Annotated in this window: 24 protein-coding genes; 4 read left to right on the top strand and 20 right to left on the bottom strand. The window is 75.6% G+C overall.

Going from position 1 to position 26,083, the window contains the following annotated elements; translation table 11 throughout:
* Window positions 1–71: 71 nt before the first annotated feature.
* The 8 genes from ACYVQV_RS17245 to ACYVQV_RS17210 all read right to left on the bottom strand — a co-directional run bounded on the left by ACYVQV_RS17245 (window position 72) and on the right by ACYVQV_RS17210 (window position 9,539).
* The gene (locus ACYVQV_RS17245; protein ID WP_461024554.1) at window positions 72–1,007 is read right to left on the bottom strand and encodes a carbon-nitrogen hydrolase family protein; all 936 of its coding nucleotides are present in this window, start codon (window positions 1,005–1,007) and stop codon (window positions 72–74) included.
* Window positions 1,004–1,696 carry an SRPBCC family protein gene (locus ACYVQV_RS17240; protein ID WP_461024553.1) on the bottom strand — a complete coding sequence of 231 codons (693 nt, stop codon included), beginning with the start codon at window positions 1,694–1,696 and terminating at the stop codon, window positions 1,004–1,006. The genes ACYVQV_RS17245 and ACYVQV_RS17240 overlap by 4 nt, the downstream gene beginning before the upstream one ends.
* A complete protein-coding gene (cutA, locus tag ACYVQV_RS17235) occupies window positions 1,693–4,182 on the bottom strand; it encodes an aerobic carbon-monoxide dehydrogenase large subunit (RefSeq protein ID WP_461024567.1) in 2,490 nt (829 codons plus the stop codon). Before cutA ends, ACYVQV_RS17240 begins: the two co-directional genes overlap by 4 nt.
* Window positions 4,183–4,190: 8 nt before the next feature.
* The gene (locus ACYVQV_RS17230; protein ID WP_461024552.1) at window positions 4,191–4,799 is read right to left on the bottom strand and encodes a (2Fe-2S)-binding protein; all 609 of its coding nucleotides are present in this window, start codon (window positions 4,797–4,799) and stop codon (window positions 4,191–4,193) included.
* Window positions 4,796–5,677: an FAD binding domain-containing protein gene (locus ACYVQV_RS17225; RefSeq protein WP_461024551.1), complete on the bottom strand. Its 882-nt coding sequence runs from the start codon at window positions 5,675–5,677 to the stop codon at window positions 4,796–4,798. Before ACYVQV_RS17225 ends, ACYVQV_RS17230 begins: the two co-directional genes overlap by 4 nt.
* Window positions 5,678–5,753: 76 nt before the next feature.
* Complete coding sequence (locus tag ACYVQV_RS17220; protein WP_461024550.1) at window positions 5,754–5,945, bottom strand: hypothetical protein; 192 nt, start codon at window positions 5,943–5,945, stop codon at window positions 5,754–5,756.
* A gap of 68 nt (window positions 5,946–6,013) precedes the next feature.
* Window positions 6,014–7,483, bottom strand: a complete 1,470-nt coding sequence (locus ACYVQV_RS17215; protein WP_461024549.1) for a uracil-xanthine permease family protein — start codon at window positions 7,481–7,483, stop codon at window positions 6,014–6,016.
* A 268-nt stretch (window positions 7,484–7,751) separates the two neighbouring features.
* Complete coding sequence (locus ACYVQV_RS17210; RefSeq protein ID WP_461024548.1) at window positions 7,752–9,539, bottom strand: PucR family transcriptional regulator; 1,788 nt, start codon at window positions 9,537–9,539, stop codon at window positions 7,752–7,754.
* A 35-nt stretch (window positions 9,540–9,574) separates the two neighbouring features.
* Here ACYVQV_RS17210 and ACYVQV_RS17205 point away from each other — a divergent pair, with 35 nt between their 5' ends.
* Genes ACYVQV_RS17205 through ACYVQV_RS17190 form a run of 4 tightly spaced genes read left to right on the top strand, consistent with a single transcriptional unit; the run spans window position 9,575 to window position 14,878 of the window.
* Window positions 9,575–10,516, top strand: coding sequence for an oxamate carbamoyltransferase subunit AllH family protein (locus ACYVQV_RS17205; protein ID WP_461024547.1), 942 nt, complete (start codon window positions 9,575–9,577; stop codon window positions 10,514–10,516).
* Window positions 10,513–12,057, top strand: coding sequence for an FdrA family protein (locus ACYVQV_RS17200; RefSeq protein WP_461024546.1), 1,545 nt, complete (start codon window positions 10,513–10,515; stop codon window positions 12,055–12,057). Before ACYVQV_RS17205 ends, ACYVQV_RS17200 begins: the two co-directional genes overlap by 4 nt.
* A 17-nt stretch (window positions 12,058–12,074) precedes the next feature.
* On the top strand, window positions 12,075–13,529 hold the full coding sequence (locus ACYVQV_RS17195; RefSeq protein ID WP_461024545.1) for a YlbE family protein: 1,455 nt from the start codon (window positions 12,075–12,077) through the stop codon (window positions 13,527–13,529).
* A gap of 56 nt (window positions 13,530–13,585) precedes the next feature.
* A complete protein-coding gene (locus ACYVQV_RS17190) occupies window positions 13,586–14,878 on the top strand; it encodes a GNAT family N-acetyltransferase (protein WP_461024544.1) in 1,293 nt (430 codons plus the stop codon).
* Window positions 14,879–14,891: 13 nt separating this feature from the next.
* Here ACYVQV_RS17190 and ACYVQV_RS17185 read toward each other — a convergent pair whose 3' ends face one another.
* The 12 genes from ACYVQV_RS17185 to ACYVQV_RS17130 form a co-directional block, all read right to left on the bottom strand.
* A complete protein-coding gene (locus tag ACYVQV_RS17185) occupies window positions 14,892–15,362 on the bottom strand; it encodes a PH domain-containing protein (protein ID WP_461024543.1) in 471 nt (156 codons plus the stop codon).
* A gap of 1 nt (window position 15,363) precedes the next feature.
* Window positions 15,364–16,209 (bottom strand): ATP phosphoribosyltransferase, encoded by an 846-nt coding sequence (gene hisG, locus ACYVQV_RS17180; protein ID WP_461024542.1) that lies wholly within the window; start codon window positions 16,207–16,209, stop codon window positions 15,364–15,366.
* Between the two features lie 73 nt (window positions 16,210–16,282).
* Window positions 16,283–16,546 (bottom strand): phosphoribosyl-ATP diphosphatase, encoded by a 264-nt coding sequence (locus ACYVQV_RS17175; protein ID WP_461024541.1) that lies wholly within the window; start codon window positions 16,544–16,546, stop codon window positions 16,283–16,285.
* A 134-nt stretch (window positions 16,547–16,680) separates the two neighbouring features.
* Entirely contained in the window at window positions 16,681–17,415 is a 735-nt protein-coding gene (pnuC, locus tag ACYVQV_RS17170) for a nicotinamide riboside transporter PnuC (protein ID WP_461024540.1), read from the bottom strand.
* A gap of 101 nt (window positions 17,416–17,516) precedes the next feature.
* Window positions 17,517–17,837 carry a hypothetical protein gene (locus tag ACYVQV_RS17165; protein WP_461024539.1) on the bottom strand — a complete coding sequence of 107 codons (321 nt, stop codon included), beginning with the start codon at window positions 17,835–17,837 and terminating at the stop codon, window positions 17,517–17,519.
* Between the two features lie 171 nt (window positions 17,838–18,008).
* A complete protein-coding gene (gene rpe / locus ACYVQV_RS17160) occupies window positions 18,009–18,668 on the bottom strand; it encodes a ribulose-phosphate 3-epimerase (RefSeq protein WP_461024538.1) in 660 nt (219 codons plus the stop codon).
* Between the two features lie 61 nt (window positions 18,669–18,729).
* Window positions 18,730–20,280 carry an RsmB/NOP family class I SAM-dependent RNA methyltransferase gene (locus tag ACYVQV_RS17155; protein ID WP_461024537.1) on the bottom strand — a complete coding sequence of 517 codons (1,551 nt, stop codon included), beginning with the start codon at window positions 20,278–20,280 and terminating at the stop codon, window positions 18,730–18,732.
* Window positions 20,277–21,245, bottom strand: coding sequence for a methionyl-tRNA formyltransferase (gene fmt, locus ACYVQV_RS17150; RefSeq protein WP_461024536.1), 969 nt, complete (start codon window positions 21,243–21,245; stop codon window positions 20,277–20,279). Before fmt ends, ACYVQV_RS17155 begins: the two co-directional genes overlap by 4 nt.
* Before the next feature lie 3 nt (window positions 21,246–21,248).
* On the bottom strand, window positions 21,249–21,794 hold the full coding sequence (def, locus tag ACYVQV_RS17145; protein ID WP_461024535.1) for a peptide deformylase: 546 nt from the start codon (window positions 21,792–21,794) through the stop codon (window positions 21,249–21,251).
* 130 nt (window positions 21,795–21,924) lie between these two features.
* Window positions 21,925–24,060 carry a primosomal protein N' gene (locus tag ACYVQV_RS17140; RefSeq protein ID WP_461024534.1) on the bottom strand — a complete coding sequence of 712 codons (2,136 nt, stop codon included), beginning with the start codon at window positions 24,058–24,060 and terminating at the stop codon, window positions 21,925–21,927.
* A gap of 86 nt (window positions 24,061–24,146) precedes the next feature.
* Window positions 24,147–25,346 (bottom strand): methionine adenosyltransferase, encoded by a 1,200-nt coding sequence (gene metK / locus ACYVQV_RS17135; protein ID WP_461024533.1) that lies wholly within the window; start codon window positions 25,344–25,346, stop codon window positions 24,147–24,149.
* Between the two features lie 65 nt (window positions 25,347–25,411).
* Window positions 25,412–26,083, bottom strand: a 672-nt coding sequence (locus ACYVQV_RS17130; protein ID WP_461024532.1) for a phosphopantothenoylcysteine decarboxylase domain-containing protein, incomplete at its 5' end; no start/stop codon positions are given.

Genomic DNA, 26,083 nt, shown 5'->3' with positions numbered 1-26,083 from the left:
CCAGCAACCTGCGGCCCAATGCCCGTTCGGGAGCGCAGGTCGGTGGAAAGGTGCGACGGGGGGCCGCGCGGTCAGGGGCGGTCGGCGACGCCGGCGCGGGACTCGCTGCGGCCCAGCGGGAACGACGTGGCCGCGGGACGGACCAGGTCGTCGGCGTACCGGGCGATGAGGTCGAGGTTGCGGTCGGCCAGGTGGTCGAACGCCTGCGGGACGCTGGAACCCGGCGTCAGCGACGCCATCGCCTCGGCGGGGTCGAGCCGCGCGCTGACCCAGCACTCGTGGGACGCCGCGCGCGCCACCGTGTGCGACGTCGGCGTCACGACGTGGGAGTTGCCGAAGTAGTGGACGCCGGCCGGGTCGGTCCCGGTCGCGTTGGACGCGATGACGTAGACGTGGTTGTCGTAGGCGCGGGCCCGGCTGGTCATCTCGGCGATGTCGGCCGAGCGCAGCAGCGCCGAGGGCCGCACGATGACCTCCGCCCCCTGCACGGCCTGGATCCGCCACAGCTCCGGGTAGTCACCGTCGAAGCAGATGGCCATGCCGATCCGGCCGAGGTCGGTGTCGACGACGCACACCTCGTCGCCGGGCGTCACCCAGCCGCCGCGGGAGCGGATCTCGGTGCAGAACGGGTGGGTCTTGCGGTACACCCCGGCCACCTCGCCGTCCGGGGTGATGAGCACCGACGAGTTGTAGACGACGCCGCGCTCGGGACCTCGCTCGTACGTGCCCCACACGACGTGCGCCCCCGTGTCGCGGGCGGCGTCCTGCAGCGCCTCGGTGACGTGGCCGGGGACCTCGCTGACGAGGTCCCACAGCTCCTCCGGCGAGCACCCGGGGGTGAAGCCGGTGGACGCCGACTCGGGCAGGACGACGAGCTCGGCCCCGGTCGCGGCGACGCAGCGCCGGACCCAGTCGGCGGCCGTGGTGCAGTTCGCCTTGATCGTCCCCGGCGTCAGCGCCTCCGCGAGGGGGGCCAGCTGGATCGCGGCGGCGGTGAAGGCCCTCACCGCTCGCCCCGGCGGGCGACCAGCCAGCCGACGAGGACGCCGGCCAGCGCCCACACGGCGCCCGAACCGACGCCGGCGAGCACGATCCAGAACGGCACCTTCAGGTCGTCCGTCGCCGAGCGCGCGGCGGCGGGCGCCCGGAAGACGGGACCGGCCTCCGCGGCGGCCTCGGCCGGGACCCCCTGGGCGCCGGCGGGCGCGGGCTGCGCGGCGACGGCCTCACCGGCGGCGGGGGCGGCCGGTGCGGGCACCCCGCCGGCCAGCACCGCGTCCACGGCGCCGAAGAACTGGCCGGCCATCTTCTTCGACACCCCGGTGAGCATCCGCTGGCCGACGCCGCCGACCATGCCGCCGACGACGGCGTCCGCGTCGTAGGTCAGCGTCGTCCCGCCGCCGTCCTCCTCCAGGCTGACCTTGACGGTGGCGTCGACGGTGCCGGGGGCGCCGGCGCCCTTGGCCTTGAGCACGAACGAGTGCGGCGGCTGCTGGTCGGACAGCGTCACCTCGCCGTCGTAGGAGCCCTTGATGGAGGCGACCCCGGCGACGACGGTCATCCGGTACCGGTCGCCCTCGACCTGCTCGAGCGACTGCACGCCGGGGATGGTGGCGACGAGGACGTTCGGGTCGTTGAGGGCCTCGAAGACCTTCGCGGGCGGTGCGCTCAGGCTGGCGGTGCCGGTGACCTTCATGCTGGCTCCTTCTCGGTTCGGTTCGCGCCCGGCCGCTCGGTGGCGGTGCCGGACCGGCGCAGCGAGGGGACCTCGCCCCGGGCGTGCGCCTCGCGCAGGTGGAACAGCTCGGACGGGGAGATGGGCATCGAGCGGATGACGAAGCCCTCGGCGTCCTCGACGGCCGACGCGACGAGCGCCGCGGACGGGATGACGCCGGCCTCGCCGGCGCCCTTGATGCCCAACGGGTTCAGCGGTGAGGGCGTCTCGAGGTGGTCGACCTCGATCCGCTCGGGCACCTCGGTGGCGTACGGCATGAGGAAGTCCATGAACGAGGCGTTGAGGAGCTGCCCGTGCTCGTCGTAGACCATCCGCTCGTACAGCGCGCCGCCGACGCCCTGGGCCACGCCGCCGTGGATCTGCCCCTCGACGATGCGCGGGTTGATGAGGTTGCCGCAGTCGTGGACGACGCAGTACCGCAGGATCCTGATCTCGGCGGTGTCCGGGTCGGTCTCCACCACGACGGCGTGCATGCCGGAGGCGAAGGTGGAGCGCGGGGGTGAGTGGTAGCCGGTGGCCTCCAGCCCCGGCTCGTCGCCCTCGGGCACCGGCGGCTTGCTGGTGTCGCCGACCGCGAACTGGGTGGCGGCCTTGGACGCCTCGTCGAAGGCGTACCGCAGCGGGTTGGACAGCACCGCGATGGTCGACAGCGGCAGGGACGCGCCCACCGCGCCCTCGGGGGTGCCCTTGACGCGGGCGTGGCCGTCGACGAGCTCGAGGTCGTCGACGTCCACCTCGAGGGCCTCCGCGGCGATCCGCAGGGCCTTGTCGCGGACCTTGCCGGCGGCCACGTGCATCGCCGACCCGCTCATCACCGCGGCGCGGGACGCGAACGTCCCGACCGCGTAGCGGAAGCGCCGGGTGTCGCCGGTGACGACCTCGACGTCGGAGACGTCGACCCCGAGCTGGTCGGCGACGACCTGGGCGAACGCCGTCTGGTGCCCTTGGCCCTGGGTGGTCAGTCCCGTGGCGACCTTGACCTTGCCGGAGGTCTCGACGATGACGTGCGCGCCCTCGTACGGCCCGGGGCCGGTGCCCTCGACGTAGCAGGCGAGCCCGAGGCCGACCCGTCGGCCCTCCGCCCGCGCCTCGTCGCGCAGCTTCTCGAAGTCGTCCCACCCGACGAGCGCCTTGATCTTCTCCAGGGACGTCGGGTAGTCGCCGGAGTCGTAGACCAGCGGCCGGCCGTCCTGGAAGGTCAGCTGGTGGTCGTACGGCATCTCATCGGGTTGGATGAAGTTCACCGCGCGGACCTCGGTGCGGTCCCGGCCGAGGTGGTCGGCGATGGCGTCCATGGTCCGCTCCATCGCGAACACGCCCTGCGGGCGACCGGCGCCGCGGTACGGGGTCACGATGACGGTGTTGGTGTACATCGAGAAGAACTCGCACCGGTACGCCGCCGGCTTGTACGGCCCGAGCACCTGGGTGCTGGTGACGATCGGGACGATGATCCCGTACGGCGTGTACGCGCCGTTGTCGTGCCAGAACGTCCAGTCGAACGCCAGCAGGCGGCCCTCGTCGTCGAAGCCCACGCGGACCTGCTGCAGCTGGGCGCGCTCGTGGGCGCTGGAGACGAAGTGCTCGCGCCGGTCCTCGGTCCACTTCACCTCGCGGCCGACACCGGCGGCGCCGAGGCGGCGCGCCGCCCACGGGATGAGGATCTCCTCCGGCCACGGGTGCACGATCTTGACGCCGAACCCGCCCCCGACGTCCGGGGCGACGCACTCCACCTTGTTCAGGGCCAGGCCCAGGGTCGCGGCGACGGCGGCGCGTACGGACGTCGCCGCCTGGGTGGACGTGTAGACGCGCAGCGACTGCTCGTCTGTGTCCCACCGGGCGTAGACGCCCTTGCCCTCCATCGGCATGCACGCGGACCGCTCGACCTGCAGGTCGAGGGTCAGGGTGTTCGGGGCCTTCGCCATCGCGGCGTCGACGTCCCCGACCGTCTGCACGAGGTGCGCGGCGACGTTGTCGTCGACGTCGGCGTGCACCGCCGAGCCGGCCGCGCGCGAGGCCTCCAGGCCGACGACGGGCGTCAGCGGCTCGTACTCGACGACGATGCGCTGGCAGGCGTCCTCGGCGACGTAGCGGTCGCGGGCGACGACCATGACGACGGCCTCGCCGACGTGGTTGACCTCGTCCTTGGCCAGCGGGTACCCGGTCCGCGGCGCGTGCAGCGCGGGGTGCGGGATGAGCAGCGGCAGCGGCTGGGAGACGTTGGAGCCGTGCGCGGCGTCGTCGTCCGCGAGGTCGTCGTAGGTGTAGACGGCCACGACGCCGTCGACCTCGAGGGCTCCGGTGACGTCGACGTCCAGGACGCGGGCGTGCGCGTGCGGGGAGCGCACGAACGCCGCGACGAGGGCGTCGCGGCCGAGGTCGTCGAGGTAGCGGCCCTCGCCGCGCAGCAGCCGGGGGTCCTCGACCCGCTTGACCGGGGAGCCGAACATGCGTGTCGTCACGGGCGGGCCTCCTTGTCGTCCAGGCTCCTGTCAGCCGGGGCGCCGTCAGCCGGGCCTCCCTCGACCGTGCCGCCGTCGCCCCGCTTCAGCTCGGCCGCCCGCAGCACGGCCGCCTTGATGTTCTGGTAGCCGGTGCACCGGCACAGGTTGCCGGCGATCGCCTCGGTGGCGTCCTCCGGCGTCGGGTCGGGGTTCTCCTCCAGGTACGCGGCGATGGTGGTGACGAAGCCCGGGGTGCAGAACCCGCACTGCAGCCCGTGGCAGTCGACGAACGCCTGCTGCACGGGGTGCAGCTCGCCGCCCGGGCCGCTCAGCCCCTCCACGGTGGTCAGCTCGTGACCGTCGACGGAGACCGCGAGCAGCAGGCACGCGCGCACCGGGTCGCCGTCCAGCAGCACGGTGCACGCGCCGCAGACCCCGTGCTCGCACCCGACGTGGGTGCCCGTGAGCCCGAGGTCCTGGCGCAGCGCGTCCGACAGCAGCCGGCGCGCCGGCACGCGGACCTCGCGCCACGTGCCGTTGACCCGGACCCGGACGTCGTGGAGCTCCTCGGTGGCCTCGTCGTGCACCGTGTCCTGCACTGCGCCTCCCAGCGTCTCGCTCATCGGTTCGCGCCCGTCGCGTCGGCCAGCGCCGCCTCGACCGCCCGCCGGGTCAGCACCTGCACCAGCTGCGAGCGGTACGCCGCCGTCGCGTGGATGTCCGCCTCGGTCTCGACCAGCTCGCGGGCCCGCTCGCCGAGCGTGCGGACGTCCACCTCGCCCGGCTCACGGCCCGTGACGCCGTCCGACAGGTCGACGACGGCGCCGTCCCCGGCGGAGACGTACGCGGCCTCCAGGGACCGCACGACCCCGTCGGTGACCACGGCCCTGGCCACGACACCCACGACGGCGTAGTCGCCGTGGCGGCGGGCGATCTCGACCAGGGCGGTGCCCTCCCCCGGACGCGCGACCGGGACCTCGATGGCGACGGCCAGCTCGTCCGGTCGCAGCTCGGACTCCAGCGGTCCGAGGAAGAAGTCCGACGCCGCGATCCGCCGCTCCGCCGGCTGCCCGGGCGTCGCGCTGCGGGCGACGACGTGCCCGCGCAGGAGCGTCATCACGGCGGGCATCTCGGCGCTGGGGTCGGCGTGGGCCACGGACCCGACCGTCGTCCCGCGGTTGCGGATGGTGGGGTGGGCGACGTGCTCGAGGGCGCGACGCAGCAGCGGCTGGGCCGCGTGCGCGCCGTCGTGCCGCTCCAGCGCGCGGTGGCGCACCAGGGCCCCGACCCGGACGACGTCGTCGGTGACCTCCACGGCGTCCAGGCCGGGGACGGCGTTGACGTCGACGAGCACGGGTGGGGCCGCCAGCCGCATGGACATCAGCGGGACCAGCGACTGGCCCCCGGCGAGGACCTTCCCCTCGTCCCCGAGGCCGGCGAGGACCTCGAGCGCCTGCGGCAGCGACGTCGGCCGGTGGTACCTCAGCGGCGACGGCTTCATGCCCCGATCCTGCCTGCCGAGTACCGGCGGCGCCTTGTGAGGTCCTGCCAAACACCCCCGGTCGGTGTCGTGCAGGTCACGTGCGCGCCGTGGCCGCCCCGGCGTCGGCAGCGGCGTCGGCGTCGGCGTCGGCGACGGCATCGACGGCCGTCGGGTCCGACGGACGCGCCGTCGTGCCGGCGCGCCCGACGGCGTGTTCGTCCGACTCGCGGGTGGGAAGCCAGTGGTGGGTGGGCGGGTAACGGGTGGACAGGCGGGTGGGGAGCACGACGCCCCGCCCCCGGGTGACCGGGGACGGGGCGTGGCGACCGCGCGGAGCGAACGGGACCGTGGAGGTCAGCGGTGCGGACCCGACTCGTCCGGTGCCTGGTGCTCACGGGCCCGCGGGTCGCCGCCGGTGTAGCCGCCCGGGGAGTCGAACACCAGGGTGCTGCCGCGGCCCCGCTCTCGCAGGTGCTCCGGTGCCAGGGCCCACGCCAGGTGGTAGCCGACGATCGTGACGATCGTGCCGAGGGCGATCCCGGAGAGCACGAACTCGTCGGTGACCTGCAGGCTGGTGTCGCCGATCGCGATGATGATGCCGGCGGCGACGGGCACGAGGTTCAGCGGGTTGCCGAAGTCGACGTTGTTCTCGCGCCAGATCTTCGCGCCGAGCAGGCCGATCATCCCGTAGAGGACGACGGTGATGCCGCCGAGGACGCCGCCGGGGGTCGCGGAGATGACGGCACCGAACTTCGGCGAGAAGCCGAAGAGGATCGCGAAGAACGCGGCGGCGTAGTAGGCCGCGGTGCTGTAGACCCGAGTGGCGGCCATGACGCCGATGTTCTCGGCGTACGTGGTCGTCGGGGAGCCACCGACGGACGTCGCCAGGACGGTGCCGACGCCGTCCGCGGCGATCGCGCGGCCCATCACCGGGTCGAGGTCCTTGCCGGTCATCTCGGCGACGGCCTTGACGTGGCCGGCGTTCTCCGCGATCAGGGCGATGACGGCCGGGATGACGAGCAGGATGAACGCCGCGTTGAAGCTCGGCAGGTGCCAGCCGACCACCTCGCTGCCGTCCGCGGCGATCTTCGTCGCCTGCGGGAAGCCCAGCAGCGGCGCCTCCTGCACCTGCTCCCAGTTGACCCGGAAGCGGGTGGTGACCTCGCCGGCGCCGGCGTCGTAGGACGTGATCTGCCCGAACACCCGGTCGAACACCCACGACAGGACGTAGCCGAGGATCAGGCCGAGGAAGATCGAGATGCGGCCGATGAAGCCGCGCAGGCCGACGCTCATCGCGATCACGGCGAGCATGACGATCAGCGCGATCCACTGGTCCTGCGGCCAGTACACGTTCGCCACGACCGGCGCGAGGTTGAACCCGATGAGCATGACGACCGCACCCGTGACGACGGGCGGCAGCACGCGGTGCAGCATCCGCGCGCCGAGGAAGTGGATGGCCACACCGGCCAGGGCGAGGATCACCCCGGCGATGAGGATCGCGCCGGTGACCTCCTGGGAGGTGCCGCCCTGGGTGCGGATGGCCACGACACCGCCCACGAACGCGGCCGAGGTGCCCAGGTAGCTGGGGACCTTCCCCTTGACGATGAGCAGGAAGACGATCGTCGCCAGGCCGCTCATCATGATCGCGAGCTGCGGGTTCAGGCCCATGATGATCGGGAACACGAACGTCGCGCCGAACATCGCGACCACGTGCTGGGCGCCCAGGCCGGCGGTGCGCCCCCACGACAGCCGCTCGTCGGGTGCGACCACGTCCCCCTGCTTCAGCGACTTGCCGTCGCCGTGCAGCTTCCATCCCAGTGCCATGTCGTGCCTCTCGTGTCGAGGAGTCGGGCGTGACCGCGATCACGTCACGACCAGGTTGGCGGCACGCTATGCCCGCGGGTGGGCAGCGACACGGGCGTTTGTTGCCAGGTCACCGGGTTGGGTGCTCGGCAAGGCGCGCCGACGCGCGCAGGCCCTGACTCCCGGCCGTGACGACGTGAAGCCGGACGTAGTCGGCGAAGCCGGACGAGCCGGGCCCCCGCGCAGCGGCCGGTCAGCCGACCGGTCAGCCGACCGGTCAGCCGACCGGTCAGCGCAGACCGCGCATGGCCACCACCCGCAGGGCCAGCGCCAGGTCCAGCCGCAGAGTGGCGTCCTGCGTGAAGTCCCCGAGCAGCCGCTCGAGCTTGCCGATCCGGTAGCGCAGGGTGTTGTAGTGGAAGTGCAGGCGCCGCGCGGTCTCGGCGACGTTGAGGTTCGTCTCCAGCAGCACCTCCAGCGTGCGCCGCAGGTCGACGTCGTCGGGTTCGTCGCCCGCGAGCGGCCCGAGCACCTCCGTGGCGAACGCCCGCAGCTCCCCCTGGTCCGGGACCAGGGACAGCAGCCGGTACACCCCCAGGTCGTCGAACCGGGTCACGGCCGACTCGCCGTGGACCTGCCGGCCGACGCGGACGGCAGTGCGCGCCTGCTCGTACCCCGCCGGCAGGTCGCCCACGCCGCGGCAGAGCCGGCTGACCCCCACGCTGAACGGACGCCGGCCCCCACCGCCCTCGCCGCGGACGGCGGCGACCACCTGGCGCACCGTGCGGTGCGCCTCCTCGGCCGAGGAGGCGCCCAGCAGCGCGACCGCCTCGGTGCTGAAGCCGCAGACGGCAGCGGCGGCGTCCCGGGGCTGCACCGCACCGGACAGGGCCTTGGTCTGGCGCTCCAGCACGGTCCGGGTGCCCGCGGGCCGCCCCGGCCCGCCGTCCTCGCCCGGCTCGTCGGGCTGCAGCACGAGCACGACCAGCGGCCGGTCGACGTCCCACCCGTACGACCCGGCCTGCAGCCGCGCCTGCTCGGCCGACTCGGTCCGGCCGAGCAGCAGGTCGCGCAGGAAGTCGGCCTTGTACTTGTCCTCCACGGCGGCGACCGCCTGGTCGCGGGTCACCACCAGGGCGCACACGGTGGCGGCCCGCTCCAGGGCGTGCAGGTCCTCCTCCGCGAGCACCCGGCGCCGGCTGAAGGCGGCGATCCGGCCGTGGTCGGCCGAGCCGGCGGCGATCGTCACGACCGCGACGCCCGTCGAGGAGCCCCCGCCCTCGACCGCGGGCCGCCCCGTGCCGGAACCGTGCAGCCCCACGGCGACGGCGACGTCCTCGGTGCGCAGCCGGCCGGTGGCGTCCACCCACGGCCCCGCCAGCACCGCCTCCAGGTCCTCGGCCCGGCCGCCGCTCGCCTGGACCCGTCCGTCCGGCGTCGTCACCAGCACGACCACGTCCAGGGCGGCCGCCAGCCCCTCGGCCACGGTCGCGAGCCCGCCGCCGCCCAGGACGAGGTCGACCAGGCGGCGGTGCACCTGCTCCGCGCGGGCCAGGGTCCGCGCCTGCCGGTTGACCAGGTCCGTGAGCACCTCGGTCAGCACGTCGTCGAAGGACACGTGCTGGGGCACGGCCACCACGGGGAAGCCCAGCCGGTCGGCCTCGTCGAGCGCCTCGCGCGGCACCTCGTCCAGGTACCGGCCGACCTTGACGGCGAGCGCTGCGGCGCCCCGCTCGTGCAGGGAGCGCACCAGGTCGGTCAGCTGCTCGGGGGCGTCCCGCAGGGGGTACCCGGTCGTCAGCAGCAGCTCACCCGGGCGCACCCAGGGCGTGATGTCGGGGACCTCCATGACGTTGAGGCGCCGGACGCGGCGTCCGGTGCCGGTCGCCCCGCCCAGCACGACGCACCCGCCGAGGACGCGGGCGCGCAGCACGTCGCGGACGGGGACACCCACCTCGGGCGGCTCCGCGCCGGCCCCGGCGGGGCCGGTCGGCGCTGCGTTCTCGGCGTTCCCGCCCGCGGCTGACGTCGTCAACTGCGGGTCGAAACGCGCCGGATCGTTGGCAGGATTTTCCATGTGGGGACGGTACCTGGCCGCCTAGCGTCCTGGGGGTGCCCTCCGCCCCGACCGTGCCCGTCGCCGCCTCCACGGCGCTCGGCGAGCTGCTCGACGGGCCCCTCCAAGCGCTGACCGTCGTGGTCGCCGGCCGGCTGGCGTCCTACGCGGCCGCGGGTGACGGCCGGGTCGTGGCCGTCGTGGCCCCCGACGCCCTCGCACCGCCCTGCGCGCTGGTGCTGCCCGCCGGTGCGCGCCCGCAGGCGCTGCTGCCGACCGGTGCGCGCGTCCTGGTGGGCCGGCGTCCCGGGCACGTGGGCGCCCCGGCGCTGCAGGTGGTGGGCGGGCCGGAGCTGGCGGTCCGGCGGTGGTGGCCGGCGGACGACGTCACGTCCACCGGCCGGTCGGGACCGTCGCCGTCGTGGGGGGACCGCGGAGACCGTTCCCGGCGCGACCGGCTCCGTGTGCTGCTGGCCCTCTCCGGCCGGGCCGACCCCGCCTCGGCGCGGGCACGGCAGGCCGCCCCGGACGCCGCCCGGGCCGTGGCCTCCGGGGACGCCGCCGGTGCGGCGCAGGTGCTCGCGGGCGTCCTCGGCCTCGGGCCGGGGCTGACGCCGAGCGGTGACGACGTCGCGGCGGGGGTCCTGCTCGTCGCCCGCGCCGCGGCCGCGCTCGGGAGGGCCCCCTCCCCCGTGGTCGACGACCTCGCCGACCGGGTGGTGCACGCCGCCGCGGCCCGCACCACCGTGGTGTCCTGCGCCCTGCTGGCCGAGGCCGCCCGCGGTCGGGCGGCGCGCCCGGTCGTCGCGGCGGTCCGGACCCTGGTCCACCCGACCGGCCGCGCCGTCGCCGACGACGGGGCGCCCGACCCCAACGGCACCTTCGAGCGCCTGCTCGCCGTCGGCCACCACTCCGGCGCCGACCTCGCCACGGGGGCGCTGGCCACCGCCGACGCCCTCGCCGACCACCGACCCCACACCTCCCGGAGGAGCGCATGACGACCCAGCACGTCGAGGTCCGCCACGGGCAGTACCACGACTCCGTCACCCTGCTGTCGGTGAGCCGCACCGTCGGCGCCGTCGACGGCGTCGACGCCGCCCAGGTGGCCATGGCCACCCCCCTGAACGTCGACGTCCTGACGTCGATGGGCTTCGAGCTGCCGCACCTGGCGCCGGACGACCTGGTGGTGGCCCTGCGCTTCGTCGACGGCCTGGACGACGCGGCCCGCGACGCCGCCCGGTCCGAGGCCCTCGCCACCCTGGAGCAGGCGCTCGTGCGGCGGGAGTCCCCCGGCGCGGTCGAGGAGGAGCCGGCTCGCACCACCGGCGCGGCGCTGGCACGCCACGGCGCGCCGCTGGTCCTGGTCTCGACCCCCGGCGCGAGCGCCGGCGTCGAGGCGTGGGACGCCTTGCAGGCCGGCGCGTCGGTGATGGTGTTCAGCGACAACGTCGACGTCGCCACCGAGGTGGCGCTCAAGCAGGAGGCCGCCCGCCGCGGGCTGCTCGTGATGGGCCCGGACTGCGGCACCGCCGTCGTCGGCGGGGTCGGACTGGGCTTCGCCAACGTGGTGCGCCCCGGCCCCGTGTCGCTGGTCGCGGCGTCCGGGACCGGCGCCCAGCACCTCATGGCGCTGCTGGACGCCGCCGGCGTCGGCGTCCGGCACTGCCTCGGTCTGGGCGGCCGCGACCTGTCCGCCCAGGTCGGTGGCCTCGCGGCCGAGCAGGCCCTGCGGCTGCTGGCGCAGGACGAGGGCACCGAGCTGGTGGTGCTCGTGTCCAAGCCCGCCGACGCCGGCGTCGTCAGCCGCCTCGAGCAGGTGGCCGCGTCCCTCGGCCTGCAGGTCGAGTGGGCGGTGCTCGGGGCGGACCAGCCGGACCTCACGCAGGCCGCCGAGCGGATCTGCGCCCGCCTGGGCGGGCAGGCGCCTGCATGGCCGACGTGGCAGGCCGACGCCGGCGCCGGGGGCGGCCAGCACGCCGCCGGCGGCGAGCGGCTGCTGCGCGGGCTGTTCGCCGGGGGGACCCTGTGCGACGAGGCGATGGCCGTCGCCGCCGCCGAGCTGGGCCCGGTCGCCTCGAACATCCCCCTGTCGCCGGACTGGCCCCGGCTGGACGCCTCCGGCCCCTCCGCCCTGCGCGAGGCGTTCGCAGCCGCAGGGCACGCCTTCGTCGACCTCGGTGACGACACCCTCACGGTCGGCCGGGCGCACCCGATGATCGACCCGGGTCTGCGGCTCGAGGCCCTGGAGGCCGCCGCGCAGGACCCCCGCGTCGGCGTGGTGCTGCTGGACGTCGTCCTCGGCCACGGGGCCCAGGACGACCCCGCCGCCGACTACGCCCCCGCGGTCCGCGCGGCCGTCGAGCGCGCCGCCGCGGACGGCCGGCGGCTGGACGTCGTCGTGTCGCTGACCGCGACGTCCGGCGACCCGCAGGGCCGTGACGCCACCGCCGCCGCGCTGGCCGCCGCCGGGGCGACCGTGCACCTGTCCAACGCGGCCGCCACCCGCGCCGCCGTCGCCCTGACCGGCACCCGCCAGTGAGAACCGAGGGAGCAGACGTGAGCACGCAGCACGCAGGCGCCGAGAGCGCCCGGACCGTCCTGTCGGCCCCCGAGCGGGTCGTCACCGTCGGCGTCGACCTGTTCGCCGACGCGCTCGCCGCCCAGTCGGTGACCGTCGACCGCGTCGAGTGGCGCCCACCGCTCGGCGGCCACGACGACGCCGTGATGCGGGTGCTGGCCGACCCGCGCCGCGAGGAGGCGAACCGGCTGGCGCTCAGCCGGGTGCTCGCCACCGGCGCCGTGCTGGTGGACGTGCGCCCGGCGTCCGAGGCCCTCGGCCTGGAGCCGGGGACGTTCCTGCACGCCGGCCCCCCGCTGACCTGGGAGCGCGCCTCGGGGCCGATGCGCGGTGCGCTCATCGGCGCGATGCTCTTCGAGGGCCTGGCCGATACCCCCGAGGAGGCCGAGCGGCTGCTGGCCGACGGCCAGCTGCGGGACGGCACCTCGATCACCCTCGACCCGTGCCACCACCACGCGGCGGTCGGGCCGATGGCCGGTGTGGTCAGCCCGAGCATGTGGGTCTTCCAGGTCAGCGACCCCGCCAGCGGCCGGTCCACGTACTGCTCGCTGAACGAGGGCCTGGGCAAGGTGCTGCGCTACGGCGCGTACGGCCCCGAGGTCGTGGAGCGGCTGCACTGGATGTCCCGCGTCCTCGGGCCCCTGCTGCAGCAGGCGGTGCGACGTCGCGCCGCCTCGGACGCCGGTCCGATCGACATCCGCTCGATCACCGCCCAGATGCTGCAGATGGGCGACGAGGGCCACAACCGCAACCGCGCCGGCACCATGATGCTCGTCCGCGAGCTGGTGCCCGAGCTGCTGGAGCTCGGCGCCGACGCCGGCGACGTCGCCGACGTCGTCCGGTTCTGCAACGGCAACGACCACTTCTACCTGAATCTGGTCATGCCCGCCTGCAAGCTGATGCTGGACGCCGGCCGCGACGTGCCCGGCTCGACGCTGGTCACCGTGATGGCCCGCAACGGCACCGACTTCGGCATCCAGGTCTCCGGCACGGGCGACCGGTGGTTCACCGGTCCGGCCCAGGTGCCGGACGGGCTGTTCCTCGGCGACTACGGACCGGACGACGCCAACCCCGACATCGGCGACTCCGCGATCACCGAGACCGCGGGCATCGGCGGCTTCTCGATGGCGGCCGCTCCCGCCATCGTCGCTTTCGTCGGCGGTGACTCGACGACGGCGATGAGCACCACGCGGCGCATGTACGAGATCACCCTGGGCGAGCACCCGGTGTTCCAGATCCCGATCCTCGGCTTCCGCGGTTCGCCCGTCGGCATCGACGTCGTCCAGGTCGTGCGCACCGGCGTGCTGCCCCAGATCAACACCGGCATGGCCGGTAAGGTCGCCGGCACCGGCCAGGTCGGCGCGGGGCTCGTGAACCCGCCCGCCGAGTGCTTCGCCGAGGCGGTCCGGGCGTTGGCGGAGGCCGCCGGCTGACGCACCGCCCGCGCCCGCTCGGGTGCGGGCACGACGACACGAGGGGACGAGCGACGGTGACGACGGCCGCACCAGCACCGGGAGCGGACGACGCGCTGCCGCTCGTCCCCGTCGACGTCTCCGACGAGGCCGCGATGACGGCCTGGGCGACGGCGGCGACGCGCGTGTTCCTGAAGCCGGCACCGACCCCCGAGTCGGTGCGCCAGCGTCAGGAGCGGATGGCCGACCACCGGCTGTGGGCCGTCCACGACCGGGGCCGCACCGTGGCCACGTTCCGGTCCTTCGACAGCGACCTGTCGCTGCCGGGCCGCGACGACCCGTGGGACGTCAACGCGATCAGCTCGGTGACCGTGCTCCCGACGCACCGCCGGCGCGGCCTGCTGAGCCGGTGGATGACCGGCGAGCTCGACCGGGCACGCGACGCCGGTCACGCCGCGAGCATCCTCATCGCCTCCGAGGCACCGATCTACGGGCGGTTCGGCTTCGGGGTCGCCACCCGGGCGTGCAGGTGGACGCTCGACGCGCTGCGCGCCCGCTTCACCGTGCCGGTGTCCGGTTCCGTCGAGCTCGTCGGCAGGGAGGAGTTCGTCGACCTCGCCGACGACCTCTACGACCGGGCGCGGTGGCGCTCGCCGGGGACGATCCGCCGCCCGCGGCTGCGCTGGCAGGGCATCGCGCAGACCGTCCCGGCCGGCGGTGAGGAGGACCGGCTGCGTCAGCTCGCCGTGCACCGCTCCGCGGACGGGACCGTCGACGGCGTCCTGGTCTACTCGGTCAAGGACGAGGACACCGACCGGGTGCCCAGCGCCCGGCTGACCGTCACCGACCTGTGGGCCGCGGACGACGCGGCGTACGCGGACCTGTGGCGCTTCTGCGCCGACGTCGACTTCGTCAGCACCGTGGTCGCCGACGACCGCTCCCCCGCCGAGCCGCTGCCGTTGCTGCTGGCCGACCCGCGCGCGGCGCGCGACGGCGCGGTGTCGGACTTCCTGTGGCTGCGCCTGCACGACGTGCCCGCGGCGCTGTCCGCGCGGCGGTACCCGGTGGCCGGGACCCTGGTGCTCGACGTGGCGGACCCGCTGGGGCAGGTCGACGGGCGCTACCGGCTCGAGGTCGACGACTCCGGGACGGGCCGCTGCGAGCGGGTCGGGGACGCGCGGACGACGCAGACCACGTCGGCCGACGTCACCGTGGGCGCCGGCACACTGGCCTCGCTGCTCCTCGGCGACGGGGACGTCGGCGCGCTCGCCCGGGTCGGTCGGCTGCTGTCCGCCGACTCCCAGGCCCTCGGACGTGCGGGCGCGCTGCTCGGCTGGCCGGACGACGCCTGGTGCGGCACCTGGTTCTAGCGGGCGACCCCGGTCAGTCGTCCCGCTCGGTGCGGCTGCCGTGGGCGACGAGCGTGGCCAGGCGCCGGGCCTCGGCGTCGGCGCGCTCGCCGTCGGCGCGCTGGATCGCCATCACCGACAACGTGTCCCCGTCGGCCAGGTCCAGCTCGGCCCACGTGCGGTCCGGGCCGAAACGCACCGACACCACCTGGGCCCACTCGAGCTCGCGGCCGAGGAAGAGGTTCCGGACGACGAGCCCGCGCTCGGAGGGGACCGCGCGCACGGACGCCTGCCGGTAGCAGAACCACGCGATGAGCAGCCCGGTGGCGACGAAACCGGCCCGGTCGTACCAGGCGTACGTCCCGGGCAGGGTGATCCCGACGACGGACAGCACCACGACGGAGAAGACCGCGACGAACAGCGCCACCCGGCGGGCGCGGACCGGACGGAACGGCCGGTACGGGTCCGGGTGCGGCTGGGGGTGCCCTGCGTGGTCGGCCGTCACATCAGATCCTGCAGGCGTGGATGGTGGTCACGAGGATGGCCCGCGCGCCGATGTCGTACAGCTCGTCCATCACGTGGTTGACCTGCTGGCGGCGGACCATCGAGCGCACCGCGACCCAACCGCGGTCGTGCAGCGGGGACACCGTCGGCGACTCCAGGCCCGGCGTCACCTCGATCGCCTTCTCGACCAGCTCCACCCGCACGTCGTAGTCGACCATGACGTACTGGCGGGCGACGAGGACGCCCTGCAGCCGGCGGACCAGGACGTCGAGGCGCTGCGGGTCCTCGCCCTCCGCCCGGCGGATCAGCACCGCCTCGGAGCGCAGGATCGGCTCACCGAAGACCTCCAGACCGGCCGCCCGCAGGGTGGAGCCGGTCTCGACGACGTCGGCGATGACGTCGGCCACCCCGAGCTGCACCGCGGTCTCCACGGCGCCGTCGAGCCGCACCACGTCGGCCTCGACGCCGTGCTCGGCGAGGTGGCGACGCACCAGGCCGGGGTAGCTGGTGGCGACGCGGCGCCCGTCGACGTCGGCGACCGTCGTGAGCTGCCCCGCGCGCGAGGCGTAGCGGAACGTGGAGCCCCCGAACCCGAGGGGCATCACCTCGCTGGCCGAGGCGCCGGAGTCCAGCAGCAGGTCGCGGCCGGTGATGCCGACGTCCAGGGTCCCGCCGCCGACGTAGACGGCGATGTCACGGGGCCGCAGGAAGAAGAACTCGACCTCGTTGTCGGGGTCCTGGAGGACGAGCTGCTTGCTGTCGGACCGGGTGGCGTACCCGGCCTCGCGCAGCATCTCCGCGGCGGGCTCGGACAGCGAGCCCTTGTTCGGCAGGGCGATCCTCAGCATGCGGGTCCTCGGCTCCTGGCGGGCTGGTGACGGGGTGGCGGCAGGGTGGGCGGCGAGAGCGGCGGCGGGCGCTTCAGAGGTGGCGGTACACGTCGGCCGGGGTGAGCCCGCGCGCCAGCATGAGCACCTGGAGGTGGTAGAGCAGCTGCGAGATCTCCTCGGCGGCCCGGTCGGCGCCCTCGTGCTCCGCGGCCATCCACACCTCGGCCGCCTCCTCGACGACCTTCTTGCCGATGGCGTGCACCCCGGCGTCGAGCGCCGCGACGGTGCCGGACCCCTCGGGGCGGGTCTCGGCCTTGCTGGCGAGCTCGTCGAACAGCTCGTCGAACGTCTTCACGGCCCCAGGCTAGTGCGCGCCGCCGGTCGGACCGCCGCCCCCCTTGTCACCTGCGACATGACACATCGTGAGAGCCTCTTGACAGAGATGCCGCACAACGCTTTGGATAGGCGTCATCACCCCGGGTGACCGCATCATCCGAGTGACGTGGGTGCCGGCGACGGCGGCTCCTCCGCTGGGGAGGGGGAGCCGCCGTCCGTCGTCCCCGGGGTGGCCCGCTCGCGGCGCTGGGCGCGCACCCACACCGCGAAGCCCCACAGGACGAACGCGCCGTACACGAGGTACAGGACGGCCGAGGGGTAGAAGCCGGCGGACAGCAGCAGCGGGACGCCGACGACGTCCACCCCGATCCAGATCAGCCAGAACTCCGTCCACCCGCGCGCCATCCCGTACGTGGCCAGGACGGAGCCGGTGAAGATCCACGCGTCGGCCCAGCGCCCCCACGAGCCGAGCGCCCCGAAGACCTGCGCGAACACCACGGTGCCCACCACCGCGGCGGCCAGCAGCAGGAGCCGCTCGTTGGTCGTCGCCCACCGGGGCACGACCGCGTGGCCCCGGTCGTCACCGCCACCGTGGCGGCTGACCTGCCGCCAGCGCAGCCACCCGTACACGCTCACGGCGATGAAGAAGACCTGCCGGCCGGCCTGTCCGTAGAGGTCGACCGCCTGCGGGGTGTCGAAGACCCCGCCCAGGAACACCGTCAGGAGCAGCAGGTTGCCGACGACGCCGACGGGCCACGCCCACACCCGCCGCCGCATGCCGCCGACCGCGGACGCCAGCCCGAAGACGTTGCCGACGACCTCCCGCCACAGGACGTAGGAGTCCCCGATGCGCAGCCGGGCGTCCAGGAGCTCCACCAGCAGGTCCATGGCGGGTGAGTCTGGCACCGCGCCCACGGCGACCGGCTCTCAGGTGCCGTAGCTCACGCGCGGACCGGCCGACGACCGTCGGGGGCGGGCGACCGGAGAGGTCACCCGGCGAGCCGGCTGTCCCCGCTGAGCGTCGCGGCCTGGTGGCGCTGAGCGACCTCGACGGCCTGCCCACCGGGGACGAACCCGGTGTCCTGCGCGCAGTCGTGGCACACCACGACCGCGCGGCTGCCGAGGTGCACGACCTCGACCTCGTGCGGGTGGCACCCGGTGCCCGGGACGACGTGCCGGTGGTCCCGCCGGTGCACCGCGGTGGTCGTGCACGCCGCGACGGCGGAGACGGGGTCGAGGGCCACGACCTGCTCCCGCGACCGTCCCTGCGCCGGCACCGCCACCTGCCCGGTCGGCTGTCCTCGACCCATCACCCTCACCGCCCTCCGGGACCGGTGCGGTCCCGACGTCGATGCGACGCACCCGTGGTGCTCGTGGATCCAGGGAACCTCGCAGCACCGACAGGTGCGGGCAGGACGCGCCGAGATACCGCGAACGGCCGAGCGTCGGCCGAACGGCCCGAGGCGCCCGAGCGTGCGGTGTCAGCAGGCTCCGGCGGCCAGCCGGCGCAGCTCGGCGACGGCACCGGCGGCGTCGTCGGCCCCGTAGACGGCGGAGCCGGCGACGAACACGTCGGCGCCCGCCTCGGCGCAGCGCTCGACGGTCTCGGCGGACACCCCGCCGTCCACCTGCACCCAGACGTCCAGTCCGGCCGCCCGGACGGCCTCGCGGGCCCGCCGCACCTTCGGCAGGCACACGTCCAGGAACGCCTGACCGCCGAAACCCGGTTCCACGGTCATCACCAGGAGCATGTCGAGCTCCGGCAGGAGGTCGACGAACGGCTCCACCGGGGTGGCCGGCCTCAGCGCCAGGCCCGCGCGCGCGTCGAGGCGGCGCAGCTCGCGCGCCAGCCGCACCGGCGCGGCGGCCGCCTCGGCGTGGAACGTCACGCTCTTCGCGCCGGCCTCGGCGTACCCGGGCGCCCAGCGGTCCGGGTCCTCGATCATCAGGTGGCAGTCCACGGGCACCGGGCTGACCTCGACGATCCGCTCCACGACGGGCAGCCCGAGCGTCAGGTTGGGCACGAAGTGCCCGTCCATGACGTCGACGTGGGCCCAGTCGGCGTCGGCGATGCGCCCGAGCTCCCCCGTCAGGTCGGCGAAGTCGCAGGACAGGATGCTCGGGGAGATCTGCACGCTCACGCGCGGCAGGCTACCGGCCGCGCGAGCGACCCCGATCCGCTCACCGCGCGCACGGTGCCGGTCACGCGACCGCGTGGCGTCGCAGCAGCGCCACGAACATCGCGTCGGTCCCGTGCAGGTCCGGCCACAGCTGCACGCACCGAGGACCCGCGTCGTCCCCGGTGCCCGTCCCGCGCCCGCGCGAGGCGGCGTCGGCGAGCACCGCGCCGGCGGCACCGGGGACGGGCCGGCCGGCGGCGGTCTCGAGCCACTCGGGCGCGTCGAGCACCTCGACGTCGTCGCGGCGGCGCAGCACGTCCTGCACCACCGTGGTGGTCTCGGCCACGTGCGGCGAGCAGGTCACGTAGGCGACCACACCCCCCGGGCGGACGGCGTCCAGCGCCGAGGCGAGGAGGTCGCGTTGCAGCGGGCCCAGACCGGCGAGGTCCTGCGGGGTGCGGCGCCACCGCGCCTCGGGGCGCCGCCGCAGGGCGCCCAGCCCGGTGCAGGGGACGTCGACGAGGACCCGGTCGAAGGCGGCCGGATGGTCCTGCCCGACGTCGCGCCCGTCGCCGACCCGCACCCGGGGGTCACCCGGCACGTCCGCCAGCGCCGACCGCACCAGCCCCGCCCGGTGCGGCTGGACCTCGACCGCGGTCAGCCGGGCGCCCCGCCCCGCGGCCACCGCCGCGAGCAGGGCGGCCTTGCCACCGGGGCCGGCGCACAGGTCCAGCCACGCCGCGTCCCGGCCCTCGACCGGGGCGGCGGCGAGCGCCAGGGCGGCGAGCTGGCTGCCCTCGTCCTGGACCCGCGCCCGGCCGCGGCGGACGGCCTCCAGCGCGCCCGGGTCGCCACCGGCCAGGACGACGGACACCGGCGACCACCGCCCCGGGCGGTCGGTGGCGGACGGCTGACCGTCCGCCACGGCGCGGTCGTCGGCCGCCTCACCGGCCGCGCCGGCGGCGAGCTCGTCGGGGTCGGCCAGACCGGGCAGCGCCGCCAGGGTCACCCGCGGCGGGAGGTTGTTCGCCTCCAGGACGGCGGCGGTCTCCCCGGGCGACCGGCCGTGGGCGACGAGCGCCCCGCGCACCGCCCGCACGACCCAGTCCGGGTGGCTGGTCCGCACGCCGAGGGCGGTCGTCTCGTCGCCGTCCCCGGCCAGCTCCTCCAGCCAGCCCGCGCGGTCGCGCGCCGCCACGCGGCGCAGGACCGCGTTGACGAACCCACCCGCGCCGCCGCCCGCGACCGACCGCGCGAGGGCCACCGACTGGTCGACGGCAGCGTGCGCCGGGACGCGCGTGGCGAGCAGCTGGTGCACGCCGAGCCGCAGCACGTCGAGCAGCCGCGGGTCGACCGCGTCCAGCGGCCGGTCCACGCAGACCGCGAGCACCGCGTCGTACAGGCCCCGGCCCCGCAGGGTGCCGTAGGTCAGCTCGGTCGCCAGCGCCGCGTCCCGCCCGGAGAGCCGCTCGCGCCGCAGGGCGGCGGGCAGGACGAGGTTCGCGTAGGCGTCGTCCTCGGCGACGGCGCGCAGCACCTCGTAGGCGGTGCGGCGGACCGGGTCGGCCGCCCGGGAGCGCGCCGCAGGCGCGGTCACCGACCGCCGGCGCGGACCCGACCGGCGCTCGCTCACGGCTCCTCCCCCAGCCGCTCGCCGGCCTGCGGGCGCACACCCCGGGCCCAGTCGGCCGCCGGCATCATCCGGCGTCCGGCCGGGCGCACGTCGCCGAGCACGACGGGGGTGGACCCGGTGCCGACCAGCACGTCCGAGCGGCGCACGGCCAGCTCGCCGGGCGCCAGGTCGGGCAGCGTGCCGCTCACGCCGTCCGCTCCACCCCCGCCCCCGGCCGCCGGTGCGAGCGGTCCCAGCTTCAGCCGCTCACCACGCCACCAGGTCCACGCACCCGGTGCCGGGGTGCAGCCACGGACGCGACGGTCCACCGCCAGCGCCGGGTCACCCCAGCGCACGCTCGCGTCCTCCGGGGTGAGCTTGGGTGCCAGGGTGACGCCCTCGGCCGGCTGCGGCACCGCGTCCAGCGCACCGGCGGCGAGGCCGTCCACGGTGGCGCGCAGCAGCCCGGCGCCCGCGACCGAGAGCCGCTCGAGCAGGTCACCCGCGGTGTCCCGGGGCCGGACGGGCTCGGTGAGCCGGCCGTACACCGGCCCGGTGTCCAGGCCCTCCTCCAGCGCGAACGTCGTCGCCCCGGTCACCTCGTCACCGGCGATCACGGCGTGCTGCACCGGCGCGGCCCCGCGCCAGGCGGGCAGGAGGGAGAAGTGCAGGTTCACCCAGCCGTGGGCCGGGACCACCAGCAGGGAGGCCGGGACGAGCCCGCCGTAGGCGACCACCGGGCAGCAGTCGGGTGCCAGCTCCTGCAGGCGCTCGCGCAGCGCCGGGTCGCGGGTACTCGCCGGCTGCAGGACCTCCAGGCCGTGCTCCTGCGCCACCTGCTTGACCGGGCTGACGGCCGCCCGCCGCCCGCGCCCGGACCGCGCGTCGGGCCGGGTCAGCACGGCGACGACGTCGTGGTCGGAGTCCAGCAGCGCCCGCAGCGACGGGACGGCGGCCTCGGGCGTGCCCGCGAAGACCAACCGCACGCGTCAGAGCGCCTTGCCGAAGGTGGCGTGCGGGCTGACCTTCACCTGCGGCGCCGGCTGCCCCGCCCACTCCGCCTGCCGGACGGCCTTCATCGCCAGCTTGCGCTGCTGGGGGTCGAGGCGGTCGATGAACAGGATGCCGTCGAGGTGGTCCGTCTCGTGCTGGATGGCCCGGGCGAGCATCTCGCTGCCCTCGATCAGGACGGGCTCGCCGTGCATGTCCTGCCCGCGGGCGACCACGCGCAGCGCACGGCGGGTGTCGGCGTAGATGCCGGGGAAGGACAGGCACCCCTCCTCACCGTCCTGGCACTCCTCGGACAGGTCGAGGACCGGGTTGACGAGGTGGCCGAGGACGTCGTCGACGTAGTAGGTGAACACGCGCAGGCCGACACCGATCTGCGGGGCCGCCAGACCCGCGCCCGGGGCGTCCATCATCGTGTCCTCGAGGTCCTTGACGAGCTGGCGCAGCTCCTTGTCGAAGTCCACGACCTCGACGGCGCGCTCACGCAGCACCGGGTCGCCGAACAGCCGGATCTCCTGGATGGCCACTGGTCCTCGTCTCGTGTCGACTGCGGGTGGGCGGGCCCGGGTCGCGCACCCGCCGCCGTGCCCAGTCTAGGTGTGCGGCGGTCGACCCCGGAGCGGCCCGGTCGGTGGCCGGCGGCCCGCCGTCCGGTCCTCAGCCGACGTCCCGCGGGTCGACCCTCACGCGCGGGACCGGCGCGGACCGGGCCGCGGACACCACCGCCCGGGCCGCCTGCAGGGCCTGGCCGAGCGCCTCGGTCGCCTCACGCGGGGCGCGCACCAGGGCGCGGACCGTCTCCGGCGCCGGACCGGCGGCCCCCTGGGACGCGGGGCCCTCCACGCGGACCGGGCCGAGCACGTCGGCACCGGGCGGGAGCCGCAGGGCCGCCAGCAGCACCCGGACGCCCTGCGGCGTGCCGGTCACCTCGGCCAGGACGACGGCGGGCGGCAGGCGCAGCTGCGTGCGCTCCGCGAGCTCTCGCGCCGCGTGCCCGGGACCGTCCCAGCGGACCAGGGCCTGCAGGGGTGCGAGTGCGGCCTCGCCCACCACCACGACCCTGCCGCCGTCCTGCGCACCGCGCACGAGCGAGGCCGCGGACAGCCAGCGGCGCAGCGCCTCCTCCCCCGCCCTCAGGTCGGGTCGGCCCAGCAGGTCCCAGGTGTCCAGCAGGAGGGCGGCCGCGTAGCCCCCGTCGGCCACCGGCTCGGCGCCGGGGGTGGCCACGACGAGCCGCGGCCGGTCGTCGAGCACGGGCACGACCGGGACCGGGCCACCGGAGGACCGGACCGTGGTCCCGGGGAAGGACCTGCCGAGCTCCTCGGCGGTGCGGGCGGCGCCGACGACGACGGAGCGCAGCGTGGTGGCGTGGCAGTCGGCGCACGACCAGCCGGCCGCGACCGCGCCGCACCACCGGCAGGTCGGCCGGCCCTGGCGTCCCGCGAGCCCCAGCGGTCCGGAGCAGGTGCCGCAGCGCGCCGCCCGCCGGCAGCGCCCGCAGGCCAGCACCGGGACGTACCCGGCGCGAGGCACCTGGACGAGAACGGGCCCGTGCGCGAGCGCCTCGCGGGCGGTGCGCAACGCCAGGCTCGGCACCCGGGCGCTGCGCGCCGCCGGGTCACGCAGCTCGTCGTCGCCGCTGACGACGACCCGGGGGGCACGCCGCCGGACCGTGCCTCGGTCGGCGACGAGCTCGCGCGCCCACCCCGACGCGACGAGCTGCTGCGCCTCGGCGGTGCGCGACGCCGACCCGACGAGGAAGGCCGCCCCCGCCTGCTGCGACCGCAGGGCCAGCACCTCCCTGGCGTGCGGGTAGGGGGCCCGCGGCTCGGCCAGCAGCTCGTCGCCGTCGTCCCAGCAGACCGCCAGCCCGAGGTCGCGCACCGGCGCGAAGGCCGCCGCACGGGTCCCGACGACGACGCGAGCGTGCCCGCGCAGCACCCGCAGGAACGCCTCGTAGCGGGCGGCCGGGCCGCTGTCGGCCGTCAGCCGCACGTGCCGGCCGGGGCCGAGGACGCAGGTCAGCGCGGCGTCGAGGCGGTCGACGTCCTTGTGGTCGGGGACGACGAGGAGGCTGCCCCGGCCTCCCGCCGAGGTCGCCGAGGCCGCCACCGCCAGCGCGTGCGGCCAGTCGTCCTGCCCCCGACCCGGCAGCGCCGTCCACACCGCCCGTGGGGCGTCGCGGTCGCGCAGGCGCTGCAGGAACGCCACCCCGCCCCGGTACGCGGCCCACGGCCCGGGGTCCACCGGTACGGCGGCCTGGTGGCCGAGTCGTGGGTCCCCGGCGTCCCCGGCGTCACCGGCGTCACCGCCGTCGGCGGCCTCACCGCCGTCGGCGACGTCCGCGACCGGACCCGGGACGGCCGCCTCGGTGGCCGCGTGGCGCGGGGGGACGGCGAGGCGCAGCACGTCCGCCAGCGACCCGGCGCACCGCTGCGCGACCGCGCGGCACAGGTCGAGGACGTCCGCGGTCAGGACGGGCTCGGCGGAGACGACGCGCCGCAGCGGTGTCAGCCGCCCTGGGTGCTCCGACTGCGCCAGCCGGGCCAGGACGAAGCCGTCGGCGTCCTGACCGGCGAAGCGCACCGAGACCCGGGCGCCGGGCACGGCCGCCTCCGCCATCGTCGCGGGCACCGTGTAGTCGAACGGCCGGTCCAGGTGCGGCAGGGGGACGTCCAGGGCGACGGACGCGACGGGGTCCCGCTCCGCCGGCGGCGCCGGGGCGCGCGGACGCCGGCCGCGCACGGTGGCACGCAGCAGCTCCAGCTGCTCGCCGGCGTCCTGGCTCGTCACGGCGTCATCCCAGCAGACGGGACCGTCACCCCGTGGACCGCCCGGCGGGCCCGCCGGGCGATCCGCCCGGCGACCCCGCGACGGCGTCAGCCGATCGCGTCCTGCAGGGCGCCCACGCGGTCGGTGCGCTCCCAGGTGAAGGAGTCGCCCTCGCGGCCGAAGTGGCCGTACGCGGCGGTGGGCGCGTAGATCGGCCGCAGCAGGTCCAGGTCGCGCACGATCGCGGCGGGGCGCAGGTCGAAGACCTCCTTGATGGCCTGGACGATCCGCGGCAGCGGCGCCCGCTCGGTCCCGAAGCACTCGACGTACAGGCCGACGGGGTGCGCCTTGCCGATGGCGTAGGCGACCTGCACCTCGCACCGCGACGCCAGCCCCGCGGCGACGACGTTCTTGGCCACCCAGCGCATGGCGTACGCGGCGGAGCGGTCGACCTTCGACGGGTCCTTGCCGGAGAAGGCGCCACCACCGTGACGGGCCATGCCGCCGTAGGTGTCGACGATGATCTTGCGGCCGGTCAGGCCGGCGTCGCCCATCGGGCCGCCGATCTCGAACCGCCCGGTCGGGTTGACCAGCAGCCGCACGTCGGAGGAGTCGAGCTCGACGGTCTCCAGCACGGGCTTGATCACGTGCTCGGTGATGTCCGGCGTCAGCATCGTCTCCAGCGAGACGTCCCCGGCGTGCTGGGTCGACAGGACCACCGTCTGCAGCTGGACGGGCTTGTCGCCGTCGTAGCCGATGGTGACCTGGGTCTTGCCGTCGGGACGCAGGTAGGGCACGACACCCTCCTTGCGGACGGCCGTGAGGCGCTCGGACAGCCGGTGCGCCAACCAGATCGGCAGCGGCATCAGCTCGGGGGTGTCCTCGCACGCGTAGCCGAACATCAGGCCCTGGTCACCGGCGCCCTGGACGTCCAGCGGGTCCTGGCCGGCCTCCACGCGCGCCTCGTAGGCCTGGTCGACACCGGCCGCGATGTCCGGGGACTGCGCGCCGATCGACACCGAGACGCCGCAGGAGGCGCCGTCGAAGCCCTTCGTCGAGGAGTCGTAGCCGATGTCCAGGATCTTCTGCCGCACCAGGCGCGGGATCTCGGCGTACCCGGTGGTGCTGACCTCACCGGCGACGTGCACCAGGCCGGTGGTGACCATCGTCTCCACGGCGACGCGGGCCCGCGGGTCCTGCTCCAGCAGGGCGTCGAGGATCGTGTCGCTGATCTGGTCGCAGATCTTGTCGGGGTGCCCCTCGGTCACCGACTCGGACGTGAACAGGCGCAGGTCGTTCGTACTCAAGGGGTTCTCTCCTGGTGTGCAGCGGCTGCTGGCGGACGGACCGGGCGCTGGGGACCGGCCGGCGGTCACTCTAGTCGGGACACCACGGCGTCCCAGACGCGTTCGGCGATCTCGGACTTGCCGGCGGGGCCGTGGCTCGTCGCCGTGCCGTCCGCGCCGAGGACGACGACGGTGTTGTCCTCGGTGCCGAAGGCCTTGCCCTCGCCGACCTCGTTCACCACGAGCAGGTCGCAGCCCTTGCGGGCGAGCTTGGCGCGGCCGTGCTCCAGCACGTCACCGTACTCGTCACCGGTCTCGGCGGCGAAGCCCACGACCACCTGCCCCGGTGGCCGGTGGGCGGACAGCTCGGCCAGGACGTCGGGGTTGCGCACCAGCCGCACCACCAGCCCCTCGTCACCGTCGGGGGACTTCTTGATCTTGGCGGCGGCGACCTGCTCGGGCCGGTAGTCGGCGACGGCCGCGGCCATGACCACGACGTCGGCGCCCCCGGCGGCCGACATGACGGCCTCGCGCAGCTCCAGGGCCGTCCCCACGCGCACGACGTCGACGCCCTCGGGGACGGCGACGTCCAGCGCCGCGGCGACGAGCGTCACGTCCGCACCCCGGGCGGCGGCGGTGGCCGCGAGCGCGACGCCCTGGCGATGCCCGCACGCTACGACCGGCGGCACGGCCGGGCCCGGGCAGGCGCCTAGATTGGGAGCGTGGACCCCCGGCGCGCGACACCCGCGACGGGCCGG

The organism is Thalassiella azotivora, from assembly GCF_054781695.1.
Note: the sequence above shows the minus strand (reverse complement) of the source record. Positions and strands in the feature narration are given on the sequence as shown.